The organism is Mitsuokella sp. oral taxon 131 str. W9106 (assembly GCF_000469545.1).
In the GTDB taxonomy this organism is placed as follows: domain Bacteria; phylum Bacillota; class Negativicutes; order Selenomonadales; family Selenomonadaceae; genus AWVT01.
This window is the reverse complement of record NZ_KI273067.1, coordinates 25,499-42,738: the sequence shown is the minus strand read 5'-3', so window position 1 is coordinate 42,738 and position 17,240 is coordinate 25,499. Positions and strand designations below refer to the sequence as shown.

The following is a 17,240-nucleotide window of genomic DNA, read 5'->3' as shown; positions in this document are numbered from 1 at the left end:
TTCCCTCCCCGCTGCCAAAGGATTCATGTCGATTCAGGCGAGCACGATCTTGCCGAAGTCCGCGACTTCCCTCGTGAGTGCATCGATGGACCTCAAGAGTGCGAGGCGGTTCCGGCGGACAGCCTCGTCCTTGTCCATGACCATGACGGCGTCAAAGAACGCGTCAATCGGTGCGGCAAGGCTCGCAAGCGCCTGCAATGCACCCACGTAATCATGCGATCCGCACGCTGCCAAAACACGCTTTTTCGCCTGCTCATAAGCATAGAAGAGTGCCTTCTCTTCCGCTGCCGCAAAGCGTGCCGGATCCATGGCATCGTCCTTGCCCTTTGCCGCGAGATTCGCAGCGCGTACCAATGCCTGCACGCCCGCCGCCGCATCTTCTCCCGCGAGAAACGACTCGACTGCCTTTGCGCGCAGGATCACGCCGTAGACATCATCCACATGCGTGAGCACGGCATCGACGACATCGTAACGGATTCCTTCAAGAACGTTCTTAAGGCGCAGGCGGATGAAGTCGGCCACAGCCTGCTGCAGCTTCCCGCGCGCCGACGCATCCGTGATCCGGTAGAGATCCATCGCGCGTCCGACTAAGGCGCGGAGCGAAAGCGCGTACTTCGCCTCGATAATCGTATGGACCATCCCGAGTGCCTGACGGCGCAGGGCAAATGGATCCTGCGATCCCGTCGGGATCTTGCCGATGGAGAACGTGCCGACGATCGTATCGATCTTGTCGGCGAGGCTCACGATGCGCCCTGCCTCGGTAGCGGGCTGCGCATCGCCCGCAAAACGCGGCTTGTAGTGCTCGTCGATCGCACGCGCGACGCCTTCACAGCATCCGTCAAGGCGCGCGTACTCGCGTCCCATGATGCCCTGCAGCTCCGTGAATTCCTGTACCATGCCTGTCACGAGATCGGCCTTTGAGAGGAGGGCTGCGCGATGTGCGTGCTTGTGTGCCTTCTCGTCCGCATGGACGGCGTCTGCGATGCAGTCTGCGAGCACGGCGAGGCGTTCCGTCTTTTCGTACATCGTGCCGAGTCCCTGCTGGAACACGACGGTCCGGAGTTTTTCGCGGTGTTCGTCGAGACTCTTCTTGCGGTCTTCATCAAAGAAGAACTGCGCATCTTCAAGGCGCGCGCGCAGCACGCGCTCATTGCCGTGCCGCACCGTTTCGAGGTACTCGCTGCCGCCGTTGCGCACCGTGATAAAGAGCGGCAGGAGCTTTCCCTTTGCATCCTTTACGGGAAAGTAGCGCTGATGGTCGCGCATCGGCGTGATGACCGCCTCCGGGGGCAGCTTCAGATACTTCTCATCGAATTTGCCGCAGAGTGCCGTCGGGTACTCGACAAGATAGAGAACCTCTTCGAGAAGGTCTTCCGTGATCTCCGCCCTGCCGCCGTTCTCCGCGGCGGCCGCTTCGATGCCGGCGCGGATCCTTTCCCTGCGCTTCTCCGGGTCGACGAGGACAAACGCCTTCTCGCACGCCGCTTCATAGCTTGCCGCATCCGCGATTTCAAAGCCGCCGTTCCCCAGGAAGCGATGGCCGCGCGATATGCGTCCGCTCCTGACGTTCGCGACCTCGAACGGCACGACGTCAGCGCCGAAGAGCGCGACGATCCAGCGGATCGGGCGAATGAATTTGAAATCGAGCGTGCCCCAGCGCATGCTGTTCGGAAAGCTCAGCCCGCAGATGAGAGCCGGCAGGATCTCGCTCAGAAGCGCTGCCGTCTCCTTGCCCGCCTCATGCACCATCGCGTAGACGTAGCCATCCTTCGTCACGAGATCCTTCGGGTCGATATGCCGGCCATGCGCGAAGCCCTGCGCCGCCTTCGTCGGATTGCCGTCCGCGTCGAATGCGATTGAGACGGACGGTCCACGGCTTTCGCACGTGACGTCCTCCTGCTTTTCGGCAACTCCCGTGACGAGAAGCGCCATGCGGCGCGGCGTGCCGATCGTGCGGACCGCGGCAAATGCGATACGGTTTTCGTTCAGCGCAGCCGCCGCATTCTCCCTGAGTTCCTTCAGAATGCCCGGCATGACGTGCGCGGGGACTTCTTCCGTTCCGATTTCGAGTAATAAATCCTTGCCCATGCTCATTTCTCCCCCCTGTGCAGCATCGGATAGCCAAGCTCCTCCCGCTGCTTCAAATAGCACGCAGCGCACAGACGCGCGAGCCTCCTGACGCGCCCGATGAAGGCGGCGCGCTGCGATACGGAAATCGCGCCGCGCGCATCGAGCAGGTTGAACGTATGCGAGCATTTGAGCACGTAGTCGTATGCGGGATGAACGTTTCCCGTCTCAATGATGCGGACGGCTTCCTTTTCATACTTGCCGAAAAGATCAAAGAGCAGTGCCTCGTCGGAAAGGTCGAATGCGTAAGCCGACTGCTCGTACTCGTTCTGATGGAATACATCGCCGTACGTGCAGTCGTCCGTCCACTTGATATCGTAGACATTCTCGACGCCCTGAATGTACATCGCGAGGCGTTCGAGCCCGTACGTGATCTCCGATGCGACTGGGCGGATGTCCTGACTGCCGACCTGCTGGAAATACGTAAACTGCGTGATCTCCATGCCGTCGAGCCAGACCTCCCAGCCGAGTCCCCACGCGCCGAGCGTCGGCGACTCCCAGTTGTCCTCGACAAAGCGGATGTCGTGCTGCCTTGGATCGATGCCGAGACGCTCCAGGCTCTCTAGGTAAAGCTCCTGGATGTTGTCGGGCGACGGCTTCATGATGACTTGGAACTGATGGTGCTGGTACAGGCGATTCGGGTTATCGCCGTAGCGTCCGTCGGCGGGACGGCGCGATGGCTCGACGTAAGCGACATGCCATGGCTCTGGGCCGAGCACGCGCAGAAACGTCATGGGGTTCATCGTGCCTGCGCCCTTTTCGACGTCGTAAGGCTCTGCGAGAATGCAGCCCTGCTCCGACCAAAATGCTTGCAGGGCAAAGATGATTTCCTGAAATTTCATGGGAACAACTCCTCTACTCCAACTGCCGCAGGAAAAGCGGCTCCTATCCGCATAGAAAAAGCCCCGCCCCTGCGACGCAACGCCACAGGGACGAGACTCGATTGCCAAGTACCGCGGTTCCACCCTGATTGATCCGAAGACCCACCTCAATCTATGCGGTTCGCGCTCCAAAGTGCCTTCGCCCCGTCGATGCCTTTCACCGTCGCATCTCGCTGGGATTGGGGGTACTCCTCTTCTTCATTGCCATTACAGTGTAGCAAACGGGACATGGCTTGTCAATGCGGGACAGGCAGGTTTTCTTAAAACGCCCAGTTCACCTGCACGCTGCCGGACACCCCTTCGCGCCTGCCTTGCCAGCCCGTCACTTGGAAGTCGTAGCGAACGCGGCCGTCCTTCGGTGCGAAGCGATAGCCGAGCTCGAGCATCGCGCTGCCGCCGCGCAGGCTGGGACTCGGCGTGTCGTAGCCCGCGTAGCTTGCACGCGCACTGCCGCTGAGCTCATACTCCCAGGCAAGCCCTGCCCGCACGGAGCCGCCCCGCTTGCCCATATGGGCGTATGTCGCGCCGAGGCGCACGCGGTTCGAATGCACGCTGCCGAAGTCGTACGTCTCGCCGGAGCTCAGCGTCGCTTCTCCGCCCTGCTGGTTGGAATAGAGGTAGCGCAGGTACGCTCCGACGGTACTGCCTGCTCCGCAGCGGAAGTTCTTGCCGACGCCGAGATGCGCCGCATAGTACGCGCTGTCCATATCGTACGTCGTATTCCGATTGCCGTAGAGCTGTCCGCGGTAGTCGCTCCGCGCCATGCCCGCATGGACGGACGCATCCGCCCAAAGTCCATCCGGGCGTTCGTACGTTCCGAGCACGCCCGCGCCGAAGTAGCTGAGGTCGCCGCTTCCCGTCGTGCCGTCGTCCAAATGAGAGGTATACTTCCCCTTGCCGTACTCGACAAAGGGACTGAAGGTCGTCTTGCCCTTGCCGCGCGGATCCCTGCGTGCCCATCCAAGGGCAAGGTTCATGCCGTTGCTGTCGACATACGAGCCGGTTCTTGCGCGCATCGAGCCGTTTTGCATGGCAGCCCAAAGCTCGTACCGCTTCGTCCCGCCTTCCTTGCCTGCGGACTGGACGCCCGCCCACGTCAAGAGATCCGCGCCGCGGTTCAAAAAGTCGCTCATGCCGGCGCGCGTCTCGACGAGGGACTTCGTCCGCTCGCTTATGGCCGCCTTGGTGACGGTCGCGACGAGCTCGTCAAGCCCGCGCTTCTGCAGGTCAAACCCATAGAGCAGCGAGACGCCCTGCATCCCCTCGACGTGGTTTTGGGGAAGCGCGTCCATCGTGAGCGTGCCGCCCGGTGCGGCTTTCATAAGGCTGATGACATCGCCCATTTGCAGGGCGGGCGCAGCACCATTGACGCCGACGCCGAGATGCATGCCGCGCATGTCCTTCTGTCTGACGCCAAGCTGGAGCATGGTCGGGCTTTCGCGGTTCACCCTGCCGCCAAGGTAGAAGTGCAGGTTTTCCACATTGCGGAAGTCGTGGACAGACGATGTGCGCACGGGGTCGAAATGGATGGCAAGCGTGTTGCCCGCTGCGCCCGCCGTGCCGCCGATGACGTCACCCGTCACCGCAGCCCCCCGCAAGTGAATGGCATTGCCGGTTGTCGTCGCGCCCGCACCGCCCGTCACATCGCCCGTGACGGACGCGCCTTCCACGGTGACCGCATTCTGCGAGGCGCTGCCCTGCGCAGCCCTGCCGCCAAAGACATCGCCCGTCACGGCGGCCTTGATGGAGACCGTGTTCTCCGTGGCGTCTGCATGAACAGACTCTGCCCCCGTGACACGCCCCTGCATGGAAGAAGCGACCGTGACCGTATTCTTTGTCGCGCTGCCTGCGGCGCGCGCGCCGCAGAGATCTGCATGCACCGTGCCGCCTTCGGCTGCGACGCGGTTTTCATGCGCTTCTCCCTGTGTCATGGCGCCGTAGAGCGCGCCTTGCGCCGATGCCGTGCCGATTGCCCCGCCATTGACGACGACGGCATTTTTCACGGCCGCGCCGCCAATCGCCTTGCCGCCGATGCCGTGCGCCAGCGCGCCGTCCGTTACCGTCAGCACGTTCCCCTTTGCATCGCCCATAGCGGACTGCGTGTCGCCCGCTATCGCGTTCGTGACCGCCCCGCCGGCAGCAATGGAAAGATGATTCGACTCCGTTTCCGCCATGCGGCTCTTGCCCGCGTAGGCATCGGCTGCCGCAGTGCTTGCGGTGATGTTCGCATTGCGCCAGCGATAAGCGGAAATATCGAGCGTTCCCGTCGTCACAGCCGCATCGTCATCCGTCCGGAGCTGGTATTCGACATCGCCCGCACGCTTTGTGTCCGCCGCTGTGCCATACCCGTTTACCGTAAGCGAAGCACCGGTCATGCGAATGAGATGTGCGCCCTTTTCCACAGCGTTTCCAAGCCATTTCTCCATGTGCTCGGTCGGTACGCAGAGCGATCCGATGGGAATCACCGTGTTCCGCGTGAGCGTAAGCACGGTGTCTCCGTCCGCCATCTGCGCGTTCGGCATAAATGTGATATGCTCGAAGTTTGCGACACTGCCTGCCGTCAAGCCCTTCGTCTTGATGTTCAGCGTATTGCCTTCGACGTCCGTTCCATTTCCGCCGTAGATCGTGCCGGAAACGGATGTGCCGGCAGCAAGAGGAGCCGCGCCGTCGCCGATATTGACGATGTTGCCCGTTGTCCTGCCCGTGCCCGCCGTGAAGCCCGCATAAATGTCCTGCGCCTGTCCGCCTAGGATATTCACCACATTGCCCGTCGCTGCGCCCACAGCCGCCGCGTCCGTCAGCGCACCGCCGTATACCGTGCCCGTGACTGTGCCGCCCTTCAGGCGCACGACGTTCTCCTTTGCCGCGCCCGTCGCGCCTGCTGCCGTGAGCGCGCCGCCGTAGACATTCCCCGCGACCGTGCTGCCCGTGACCTCGGCGGCGTTCCCTTCCGCCGAGCCTCCCTTCGTGCGCACGTCCGCGCCATAGGCATCATGGACGGCCGCGCCTGCCTTTACCGTCACCGTGTTGTCGTTCGCATCCCCCGTTGTCAGAAGGACGCCTGCGCCGTCGTGTTTCGTGTTCTCGGCGATGCCGCCCACCGCCTTTACGAGCGTGCCGCCCTCGACGGAAAGCACGTTATGCTGCACGGTGTTGCCGGCGATGCTGCGCCCTGCCCATGCCTCGGGCTTCGTGCCGTCCGCCGCCGTGAATTTCGCCGCCTTGTTGTTTTGGTACTGGCAGCCCGTGAGGTCGACGTAGCGCGTGGCGTTCACGCTGTGCGTATCCGTGTCGAGGACGAACTCGTAGTTTCCATTCCGCTTGTCCTTGGCACCGATTGGGACGTACGTATTGCGCGAGCCCTGCATGAACGAGATGCCGCCTGCCCCTTCCAGGATATGCGCATGGTATGCCTCATAGGGCCTGAGCACGGGCGAAAGGTGCTTTACGTCCACGTCGACCTTCGCCCAATCGAGTCCCGCAAGCGGCATCGTGCCCGTCACATTCAGAAGCGGCGTCGTCGTGCTCGCGCTCGTGTCCATGTCGAACCGGATGGTCTCAAAATTTTGGATGCCCTTGACCGCAGCTCCGGCATTCGCCTTGACGACGAGCGTATTGCCCGTGACGTCCGCGCTGTCACTGCCGCCGTAGAGCGTACCGTAGATCGTGCCGACGCCATGCGTGCCGTCGCCTAATGTGACGGTGTTCCCCGTCGTCTTTCCAGAGCCTGCCGTATAGCCGCCGTAGACATCTGCTGCCTGAAGGGGCGTGCCGATCCTGCCGCCCGTGATGGTGACGGTGTTGCCCGTCGCACTTCCCGTCGCCGCCGCGTCCGTCAGCGCGCCGCCGTAGATCGTGCCCGTGACCGTGCCGCCCGCGACGATGGCCTTGTTGCCCGTCGCGCTTCCCGCGGGCGTCTCGGAGCGTCCGCCGTAGAGGCTGCGGACTTCCGTCGGATGCGCCGCATCCGTGTCCTTCAGCGTGACGCTGTTCCCCCGGCTGCCGAATTTGTCGGCGGCCGTCGTCGTCGTGCCGGCCGTCCATCCGCCATAGGCATCGCGGAACGTGCCGCCCGTGACGGTGAGATGGCTCCCCGCCGTCGTGTTGCCGATCGCGGAACGCCCGGCCCATACGTCCGACGCGGGCGTCGTGGCATCGGATGCGCCAGCGGTCTTGCTGGCATCGCGGAACGTGTAGCCGCGGAACAGGATCTTCTTTGCGCTCGCCGCATGGGTGTCGGTATCGATGGAGATTTCGCTCGTCCCCGTGGACGCGACTTCTTTCGCCCCGGTGTACGACCCGATCGTGAGCCCGCCTGCCGTCGTATTTTCAAGCAGCGTGACGATGCGGCCATCCCCGATCGCATTTCCCGTCGTCTTGATGCTGCGCCAGTCCAGCGCCGTGCCGGCCGTGTCCGTGAGCCTGAGCAAGGGGCTTGCCGCGTTCTGCGTGGGCTTGAAGTTGAAGCGGATCGTCTCGAAGTTCCGGATGTTCTTCGCCTGCGCGTTGGCGTTGACGTTCAGGACATTGCCCGCGACGTCCGCGCTGTCACTGCCGCCGTAGAGCGTGCCGTTTACGGCAGTCGCAGCGGAATACGCCCCATCCTCGTCGCCGAGGTTGACCGTGTTGCCCGTCGTCTTGCCCGTGCCTGCCGTATGGCCGCCGTAGACATCGCCGTTCAGCGTGCCGCCCGTGATGGTGACGGTGTTGCCCGTCGCATTTCCCGTCGCCGCCGCGTCCGTCAGTGCGCCGCCGTAGAGATTCGTGACCGCGCCGCCCGATACCTTGACTGCGTTCCCTGTCGCATCCCCCGATGCCGCCGCGCCCGTCAGTGCGCCGCCGTAGAGATTCGTAATCGCACCGCCCGATACCTCCGCCACGTTCTTCTTTGCATTTGCCTTCGCCGAGGCATCCGCCTTTCGGTCCGCATCCGAGGCCTGCGTGGCGCGGGAGAATCCCGCATAGGCATTTGTCGAGGACGTGCCAGGTTCAAACTTCAGCGTATTGTACTCCGAACCACCTTTTTCCGCATCGGTATAGCCTGCGCGGACGTCGGAATACGCGCCCGGGCTTATCGTAATCGTATTGTGGTTCGTCGTATTGCCATAGAGAGAATATCCGCCATGCGCAGTAGCGCCGACGACTGTCGGTGTCGTTGCGTATTCGTATTTATTGCCTGACAGGGTAATTTGCGTTGCCCCTGCCATCGTTGTCCCCGCGAGCGTGCCGTTTCCGCGTATTCCGAATTCGTAGTGGTTCATCGCTTGAATCAAGCGTGGCGAGTAATTGCGAAGTGAAATATTCGATGACCCAGTGTTGTACAGTACGACGTTTGGCGTGTTGATCGTGGATGGCAGGCTTTCGGCCCACTTGCTCAACCCGTTTACCCCCACCTTGTTCCAATCAATGGACGGCAGCCCAAACGATACGTATAACATCCCAGCGCCATTGGCAACACTCGAATCGAGATCATACTCCATCTTCTCGAAATTTCTTATTTGGATTACGCTCGTCATCCCGCCCTTTACGCGCAGCGTGTTTCCCGTCGTGGCATCTCCTGCCGGAAGATTGCTTCTTCCGCCATATAGGTATAGATAATTCCCCGTTACCGGGCCTTCCAGTATGACCGTATTGCCGGTCGCATTTCCGTGCTCTGATCCTCCCCCGACAAAATAAAGATCAGCAAGGCCTGAATTCAATTCCCCACTTAGCGTGAGTATGTTGCCTGTCGCGTTGCCGCTACCGGCCGTATACCCGCCATAATGCCATACGTATCCGGTTCGCACACGTATGGTCAGTTTGTTGCCAACCACATTTCGGTTATCGCCTGTATTGGGTATATCCGCTCCATTTCCTGCTGGCAATGAAAACGTAGCGGGAAGAGGATGCGCCGCATCCACCGTCACATCTCCGCCCGTCACATCCGCAGCCAGCGCATGGGTCGGATTTAGTAAGAATGTCCCCCCCCCCGTGGACAATGCCAGCGCAATGCACACGGCCAATTTCTGATATCTCTTGGTTCCTTTGCGCATGATACCCCTCTCCCCATATTTTTTAATGTATTAACCTAGCATAAGATTATTTTACTGCTAATAGAACATGAAAGCAAGATAAAAGATTGGATGGGCAGATTTTTCTTGCCACGATTCACGAATCGGATGCGGGCAGACAAATAGGCACACGAAAAGAAAGAGTCCCATCGTCCTATGTGACGAATGGACTCCCTCCCCATGCGAATGGCACACGTATTCCGCTGCCCGCAAAGCATGATGCGCCGTCGCCGAATCAGTTCTCCCTAGAGGAACGCCTTCTTTCGATGATCTTTTTCGCCTCTGGATCCGCAAGCGGCTCGTAGCGCGAGAACGCCCGTGCATAGGTGCCGCGTCCCTGCGTGAGGGAGCGCAGGTCGGTCGCGAAGCGATAGAGCTCCGAGACGGGCACCTCCGCCTGTATCCTGCTCATGTCCCTGCCAACATGCTCGATGCCGAGGATGCGCGCCCGCTTCGCGTTGAGCTTGCCAACGACGTCGCCCATGTAGTACTCGGGAGTCCGAACCGTCACGGTATCGATCGGCTCGAGGAGGACGGGCGATGCCTCCATGACGCCTTTCTTGAGCGCGATGGCGGTCGCCGCCTTGAACGCCGCCTCGGACGAGTCGACGGTATGGTACGAGCCGTCGTAGAGATTGACCTTGACGTCGGTCACGGGATAGCCTGCGACGATGCCTGCAGCGAATGTCTCTGCGACGCCTTTTTCGACGGCGGGGATGTACTGGCGCGGCACGCTGCCGCCGAAGATCGTCTCCTGGAATGCATTGCCTTCGCCCGCCGGCTGCGGGCTGAGCTCAAGCCAAACGTCGCCGTACTGGCCGTGGCCGCCGCTCTGCTTTTTGTGCTTGCCCTGCACCTTGACGCTCTTTCGTATCGTCTCGCGGTAGGCGACCTTCGGCTCGCCGAGCTTGAGCGTCACGGAGAACTTGCGCGCGAGCTTCTCGGCGAGTATCTCAAGGTGCACTTCGCCGATGCCGGAGACGAGCGTCTCATGCGTCTCGGGATTTTTCGTGACGGCAATGGCCGGGTCTTCCTCCTGCTGCTTGTAAAGCGCGGAAAAGACCTTGTCCTCTTCGCCCTTCTTTTCTGCGGTCGCCGCCATTTCGAGCATGGGCGCAGGCGTCTCGATTGCCTCGTACTGGATGGCGTCCGCCTTGTCGCAGAGCGAGTCGCCGGTCCGAACGGACGGCAGCTTTGCCGTGACGACGATATCGCCCGCCGCGGCGCTTGGCAGGCTTTCCTGCTGCTTGCCGCGCATCGTGAAGAGCGTGCCGACGCGCACCGTATCCGTACCGTTCGGATGGCAGTACGAAGCATCGCCGCGCATCTCACCCGAAAGAACGCGCAAAAAGCTAAGATGTCCGACGAAGGGATCGACGATGGTCTTGAACGACTGCGCCGAGAACGCGTCCTCCGTGCGCCGCTCCTTGATGTCCCCCGTTTCGGGATCCGTGCCGATCGCGACCTTGAAATACGGTGTCGGCAGGTATTCGACGATGCTGTTCATCAGCTTTCGGATGCCGATGTTCGCCTTTGCCGAGCCGCAGAATACGGGGAATATCTTGCCTGCCTGAATCCCCTCGATAAGGGCAGCAGCCGCCTCGACTTCCGTGATTTCCGCGCCTTCGATGTACTTTTCGAGAAGCTCGTTATGGAACTCCGCAATCGACTCGATGAGCTTCTGCCGTCCTGCCTCAACCTCCGCCCGGATGTACGCAGGGACTTCGCCCACCTGCGGCTCATCGTCGTGCGTCATGACGCGCATGCGAAGGGTCAGGAGATCGACGACGCCCTGGAACGCCGCCTCCTTGCCGATCGGGATCTGCACGGGAACGACGCCCGTGCCGAATCGGACGCGCAACTCCTCGACGACGCGGTCAAAGTCCGCGTGTTCGCGATCCATCTTATTGACGAAGAACGCACGCGGCAGCAAGGCCTCCTCCGCATACTGCCAAACGCGCTCTGTCTCCATCTCGATGCCTGCCGGCGCGGAAATGACGATGAGTGCGCTGTCTGCTGCGGCGAGCGCTCCCTTCACGTCGCCGACAAAGTCAGGATAGCCCGGCGTATCAAGGAAATTGATCTTGTAATCCTGCCATTCGCAGGCGACGAGCTTCGCGCTGACCGTCATGCCGCGGCGCAGTTCTTCCGCCTCATGGTCAATCGCGCTCGTCTTGTCTTCGACGCTGCCGAGACGCTTTGCTCCGCCTGCATCAAAAAGGCAAGCGTCGAGCAAGCTCGTCTTGCCCGTCTTGCCATGTCCAATGACGGCGACGTTTCGCAAATTTGTGCTTGGATACGATTTCATGAACCATCCCTCCCATTTATAAATTCTTTTTTCTATATTCTCTGAATACAATAGGAATCCTGCCAAAATACAAAAAAATGAACATCGCCCGAATAGGAAGCAGGTATTTCCCGCGCCAACCCCGATGCAAAAGCAAAGGGAAATAAAATGGGCTGTGCCCCCGCACCTTCTCGGTTGGGCTGCACAGCCTTTGTTTTTCGGCAGCATCGATTTCACCGTGTAATGCCGGTCCATGCGATGGAGCGGCCCGCTCATGCCTCCTCGCCGCTCGAAAAAACATCTTCTTCAAGCCGCATGAGAAGGAAGCAGTAGTCGGAGATGCGATTGAGGTAGATCATCGCCTGCGCGGGCACATCCTCTTCCTGTGCGAGGCGGCACGCCGCACGCTCGGCACGCCGCGCGATGGTGCGCGCGAGGTCGAGCATCGCGCCGCCCCGCGTATCGCCCGGCACGATGAATGCGTGCTGCTCGGGGAGGTCGTCCTCGATGTCTGCGATTTCCTTTTCGATCTTCGCTACGTGCTCTGCCGTGATAAGCGGCTCTTTTCCGATGCTCGCGAAGTCTGCCATGAGCAGGGATACGCTCTTTTGCAGGCTGCGCACGCGCTTTGCGACACCTTCTTTTTCGGCAAAGGCACGCGCGAGCGCCAGTGCGGAATCGAGCTCGTCAATCGTGCCGTACGCTTCGACGCGCAGACTGTCCTTGCCGACGCGCTGCCCCGTGTAGAGGCTCGTCTTCCCCTTGTCCCCCGTCTTTGTCGTGATCGCCATAAAAGCACCTCCCAGCTGCCTGTACGCAATCTTATCCAATCGCATCGTCCGCGTCGAAGATCTCCATCTGATTGAAAAAAATCGGGATCTCGCGCGCCGCGCTCTCAGGGCTGTCCGAGGCATGGACGGCATTGCGGCTGCTGGACTCGGCAAACTGCTTGCGAATCGTCCCTTCTTCCGCCTCAGCGGGATTCGTCTTGCCGTTGAGCTTGCGGACACGCGCGATCGCGTTCTCGCCCATTAGGACCATCGCGATGATCGGGCCGGACGTCATAAATCCGGAAAGGTCGCCGTAGTACGGGCGCCCGATATGTTCCGCGTAGTGAATGGAGGCGAGCCGTGCGTCCATCTTGAGCATCTTCATCGCGACGATGCGGAAGCCTTCTTTCTCATAGCGGTCGATGATCGCGCCTGCATGGTGCTTGCTGAACGCGTCCGGTTTGATGAGCACAAGTGTCTTTTCCATCCGATTCTCCTTTAGCGCTTCTCCTTTAGAGCAGCTCTGCCTGATATTCCTGTGCGACGTTCCGATAGTTCTCCGCCGAGGCCTTGAGCGCCTCCATCTCATCCTCGCGCAATGCGCGGACGATCTGCGCGGGGCTGCCGTAGACGAGCGAATTGGACGGGATCTTCTTGTGCTGCGTGATCAGGGATCCTGCCCCGACGATCACGTTGTCGCCGATCTCCGTGTAGCCGAGGATAATCGAGCCCATGCCGATAAGGCAGTTGTTGCCGATGCAATTGCAGTGCAGGACGACGTTATGCCCGATGATGACATCGTCGCCGATGATGGTCGGCGTATCGCACATGACGTGAATCGTCGCATTGTCCTGCACGTTCGTCCGCTTGCCAATGCGCACGGGCTGAAAATCCCCGCGCACGACGGCGCCGAACCAAACGCTTGAGCCATCGCCCAGTGCCACGTCGCCAATGACGGAAGCATTCGGCGCGACGAATACGTCCGCGCCGATCTTCGGCTTGACCGATTTGTAGGGAAAGATATTTGCCAAATCCGTTCACCCCTCCAGCAAACTATGGTTTACTATATGTATTCGATAAGAAGAGAAAACTTCCTGCTAACGGATGGAAACCGCCTTGCCATTCTTTGCACGGATCGCGCGCAGGATCGCAACTTGCTGCGCAAAAATCCAATCGCCGATCGCCTTTCCCCTTAGCCGTTCAGGAGCGTCTTCACCTCGAACGGACTGCATGGCCGCGAGATACTCCGCTCCCGATTCGAGATAGTCCGGCAGCCCGCGATGATCGGCGCGGATGACCGCACAGAATCCTTCGAGCGAGATCGCAGATTTGTCGATGTCGAGCAGGAGCGCTGCCATCTTGCCGATCTTCTCGATGCGCGGCGCACGCATGTGTTCCTGGATGACGAAAAGCCCCGCCTGCAGCCAGCCGTGCGGCAGCACCATGCGTTCGTTCCACGCGCGGAGCGCCGCGAGCCCCGTCCGCTCGTGCCCGTAGTGATGCGGCAGCATTTCAGGCGGCGTCCTGCCCTTGCCGAGATCGTGGACGAGCGCGCAAAACCGCGTGACGGCATCGTGCGTCGTCCCCGCTACGGCATCGACGACATCCATCGTATGCGCCCATGCATCGCCTTCTGGATGGAATTCCTTCGGCTGCGTCTTTCCAATGAGCGCAAAGAGTTCGGGAAACGTCACCTCGAGAAGCTCCGCACGCTGAAGCGTACGAAAAAAAATGGACGGCCTTTCTGTCGCCAAAGCACGCTGCATCTCTAAGAAAATGCGCTCGCCCGGCTCAAGCGCCAGCTCCGCGCGGCACTTTTTCATGTAGGCGTAGGTCTCCTCCGTGATCCGAAAGCCAAACTGCGCCGCCTGCCGCGCCGCGCGCAGGGCGCGGACGGGATCTTCGAGGAAGTGTTCCGATACGGCACGTATCCGCTTTGCCCCGATGTCGGCGCGCCCGCCGTAGGGATCGATCCAATCGCCCTCCGGCAGTGCGATCGCCATGCTGTTCATCGTCGTGTCGCGCCGAAAGAGATCTTCCTCGATGGTGACGGACGGATCGACATCGACGGAAAAGCCGCGATACCCCGCTCCCGTCTTCTTCTCCCTGCGCGCAAACGCGATTTCGCATGGCTTTCCGTCCATGCGGACGAGGTAGACGGGAAACGCTTTTCCGATCTTCTTTGCCTCTGGGAACAGTGCACAAAAATCTGCTTCCGAAAGCCCCGTGATCACATAGTCCTTGTCGTGCGGAACGGCGCCGCGGACGCGGTCACGCACCCAGCCGCCGACGACGTAGAGCCGTCCTCCGGCAGACGAAATCCGCTCCGCTGCGGCGCGCTCCTTCATGCCTTCACTTCCTCGCAAAAAAACCTTGCCGAGCGCAAGGCCTGCCTTTATTCTTTGCGCACATGCGCTCCGCGCATATCGAGCCGAAGCGTCAAAATATCCGCATGCACATCATGCGCGGCAAACGCCGACTTCATCGCTTCGCCGATCGCCTCTTCGCAGCGATGGCGCTCAAGCGCGTAGGCGATGAGGCTCGGTCCGGCCCCGCTCAGCGATGTGCCGACAGCGCCCGCCCTGCGCGCAGCGCGGAACACGTCGTACATGCCGGGGACGAGCTTTGAGCGGTACGGCTGATGCAGCGCATCGTCAAACGAGGCGCGCAGGAAGCGTTCGCTGCCGCGCGTAAGCGCCGCAATGAGCATGGTTGCCCGGCCGATATTGAACACGGCATCCTTCATCGGCACGTCTTCGGGCAGGACTTTTCGCGCTGCACGCGTCGGGAGCGAGAAGTTTGGAACGGCAACGACAAACGTAAGATGAAACTTCGGAACGAAGGAGAAGCACTCCACGCCGCTTCGCATCGTCGTGCTGATCGTAAAGCCGCCGAAGATCGCGGGCGCGACATTGTCTGGATGCCCTTCGATCGCCGCTGCGAACTGCAGGAGCTCGCGCCGGCTGTAGCGATTGCCGATGAGGACATTCGCTGCCTTGAGTCCCGCAACGATAGCCGTCGCGCTGCTGCCGAGGCCGCGCGAGATCGGCACGCGGTTCTCCATCTCGATCTTTGCGCCTCGGTACTCGCGCTCAGCTCCCGCCTGCTGCAGCAGGTACTGGATGGAGCGCCAAACGATATTGCGCGCATCGGTCGGGATCGCGCCCGCGCCCTCTCCATGCACCACGATCTCAAGCTGCGGCTCATGCGTGAGTTCGAGTGTCAGATCGTTGTAAAGCGTACAGGCAAGTCCGAGCGTATCAAACCCCGGGCCGCAGTTCGCGCTCGTTCCCGGCACGCGAATGGATATGGATCGTTCCGCCATGATTACCCCCGTTCATTCTCGACACGTATCATATTGCGCACTTCATCGACGACAGGCAGCCCCGCAAGTACCCTGACCGCCTCTTCGATGCGTGCATGCGCGACGATATGCGTGACCGCCACAATCTCCGCATGGTCTTCAACGACGTTGCGGCGCGTCTGGATCACGGACTTCAGGCTGACCCCCGCATTGCCGAACGCCGTCGCGATCGCGCCCAGGACGCCCGGCTTGTCATCGACGAGCAGGCGCACGTAGTACGAGGACGAGGTATTCGCAATCGGACAGAGCTTTTTCTGCTCAAAGCAGGTGCAGCGCACCTTTCCGAACGTATGGTGCACGATGTCGCGCGCAACGTCGATGATATCGGAGACGACTGCCGATGCCGTCGGAAGCGATCCCGCCCCCTGCCCGTAGAACATCGCCTCGCCGATGGCGTTGCCGCGCACGAAAATTGCGTTATAGACGCCGTTGACGGCCGCGAGAGGATGGCTCTTCGGCAGGAGAACGGGATGCACGCGCACGTCGACGCCCGCATCGGCATCGTTTTTGCCGACGGCGAGCAGCTTGACGACATAGCCGAGATCCTTTGCGTAGTCGATGTCAGCAGACGTGATCCTCGAAATCCCTTCCACCGAGACATCATCGAGATGAATGCGCATGTTGAATGCGATTGAGGCGAGTATAGCCGCCTTGCGCGCTGCATCGAGCCCGTCGACATCAGCAGATGGATCCGCCTCGGCATAACCTTTCTCCTGCGCTTCTTTCAGCGCTGCCTCGTAGCTCTTGCCGCACTCCATCATCTGCGTGAGCATGTAATTCGTCGTGCCATTGACGATGCCCATGATTTCCGTGATGCGATTTGCCGTCAGGCATTGCTTGAGCGGCGTGATGATCGGGATTCCACCGCCGACGCTCGCCTCAAAGAGAAAGTCGACGTCCTTCTTCGACGCCATGTCGAACATTTCCTTGCCGAACTGCGCGACGACGTCCTTGTTCGCCGTGACGACACTCTTGCCTGCTTCCATCGCGCGAAGCATGTACGTCTTCGCAGGCTCAATGCCGCCCATGAGCTCGACGACGACATCAATTTCCCCGTCCGTTAGGATATCTTCGATATCATCGGTCAGGCGGACGTTCCTCAGATACGGTCGTTTCCGTTTCATATTGCGGACGAGAACGGCCTTCAGCTCGATGGAAGCACCGACGCGCTCCACGATCTGCTGGCGGTTCATATCGAGCACCTTGACGACGCCCGAACCGACTGTTCCCGCCCCCAATAGGCCGATCTTGATGATGCGTTCCATGATTCCTCCCCGCTCCGTTACGACTGGCCAAGGATTTCGAGGCGCTTGACCCCGTCGACCATGCGGATCTTATCGAGAAGAGCCTCAAGGTCGATCGAGAGATTTGCCGTCTCGATCGAGATTGTCGCATTGGCTACGCCCTGCAGGGGAATGCCCTGATTGATCGTCATGACGCTGCCGGATTCCGAGGAAATCGTGTTGAGCACGCTCGACAGCACGCCCTTTTTATGCTCGAGCAGCAGCGTGAGCGTTACGATCTTGTTCTGGCTCGCCTCATAAAAGGGAAACACGTAGTCCTTGTACTTGTAGTACGCACTGCGCGAAAGCTCCATTTTCTCGACAGCCTCATTGATCGTGCGCGCGTCGCCGCGTTTGAGCATCTCCTTTACGCGGATCGTCTTTTTGATTGCCTCCGGCAAAATCTCTTCACGAACCAAAAAGAAGCCGCTTTTTTCTTTGTCCATCTATTACGCCTCCAGTCCATCCATTACGCCTC

11 protein-coding genes are annotated in these 17,240 nt (G+C 60.6%); all 11 read right to left on the bottom strand.

The genetic code is table 11. The annotated features are described in order from the left end of the window. Window positions 1-33: 33 nt before the first annotated feature. The 11 genes from glyS to HMPREF1985_RS09290 all read right to left on the bottom strand — a co-directional run bounded on the left by glyS (window position 34) and on the right by HMPREF1985_RS09290 (window position 17,208). On the bottom strand, window positions 34-2,088 hold the full coding sequence (gene glyS / locus HMPREF1985_RS09340) for a glycine--tRNA ligase subunit beta (protein WP_040637580.1): 2,055 nt from the start codon (window positions 2,086-2,088) through the stop codon (window positions 34-36). Between the two features lie 2 nt (window positions 2,089-2,090). Further along, window positions 2,091-2,969, bottom strand: a complete 879-nt coding sequence (gene glyQ / locus HMPREF1985_RS09335; protein ID WP_021772351.1) for a glycine--tRNA ligase subunit alpha — start codon at window positions 2,967-2,969, stop codon at window positions 2,091-2,093. A 299-nt stretch (window positions 2,970-3,268) separates the two neighbouring features. Then, window positions 3,269-8,386, bottom strand: a complete 5,118-nt coding sequence (locus HMPREF1985_RS09330; RefSeq protein WP_155943549.1) for an autotransporter outer membrane beta-barrel domain-containing protein — start codon at window positions 8,384-8,386, stop codon at window positions 3,269-3,271. 907 nt (window positions 8,387-9,293) lie between these two features. Then, window positions 9,294-11,366: an elongation factor G gene (gene fusA, locus HMPREF1985_RS09325; protein WP_021772348.1), complete on the bottom strand. Its 2,073-nt coding sequence runs from the start codon at window positions 11,364-11,366 to the stop codon at window positions 9,294-9,296. A 251-nt stretch (window positions 11,367-11,617) separates the two neighbouring features. After that, the gene (locus HMPREF1985_RS09320) at window positions 11,618-12,136 is read right to left on the bottom strand and encodes a cob(I)yrinic acid a,c-diamide adenosyltransferase (protein ID WP_040637578.1); all 519 of its coding nucleotides are present in this window, start codon (window positions 12,134-12,136) and stop codon (window positions 11,618-11,620) included. Window positions 12,137-12,167: 31 nt separating this feature from the next. Next, on the bottom strand, window positions 12,168-12,602 hold the full coding sequence (gene ndk / locus HMPREF1985_RS09315) for a nucleoside-diphosphate kinase (protein WP_021772346.1): 435 nt from the start codon (window positions 12,600-12,602) through the stop codon (window positions 12,168-12,170). A gap of 25 nt (window positions 12,603-12,627) precedes the next feature. Continuing rightward, window positions 12,628-13,146 (bottom strand): gamma carbonic anhydrase family protein, encoded by a 519-nt coding sequence (locus HMPREF1985_RS09310; protein ID WP_021772345.1) that lies wholly within the window; start codon window positions 13,144-13,146, stop codon window positions 12,628-12,630. A 66-nt stretch (window positions 13,147-13,212) separates the two neighbouring features. After that, window positions 13,213-14,463, bottom strand: coding sequence for an HD domain-containing protein (locus HMPREF1985_RS09305; RefSeq protein ID WP_021772344.1), 1,251 nt, complete (start codon window positions 14,461-14,463; stop codon window positions 13,213-13,215). A 47-nt stretch (window positions 14,464-14,510) separates the two neighbouring features. Then, entirely contained in the window at window positions 14,511-15,440 is a 930-nt protein-coding gene (gene thrB / locus HMPREF1985_RS09300) for a homoserine kinase (protein WP_021772343.1), read from the bottom strand. Window positions 15,441-15,442: 2 nt separating this feature from the next. Next, on the bottom strand, window positions 15,443-16,744 hold the full coding sequence (locus HMPREF1985_RS09295) for a homoserine dehydrogenase (protein WP_021772342.1): 1,302 nt from the start codon (window positions 16,742-16,744) through the stop codon (window positions 15,443-15,445). A 17-nt stretch (window positions 16,745-16,761) separates the two neighbouring features. Next, window positions 16,762-17,208, bottom strand: a complete 447-nt coding sequence (locus HMPREF1985_RS09290; RefSeq protein ID WP_021772341.1) for an ACT domain-containing protein — start codon at window positions 17,206-17,208, stop codon at window positions 16,762-16,764. Window positions 17,209-17,240: the final 32 nt, after the last annotated feature.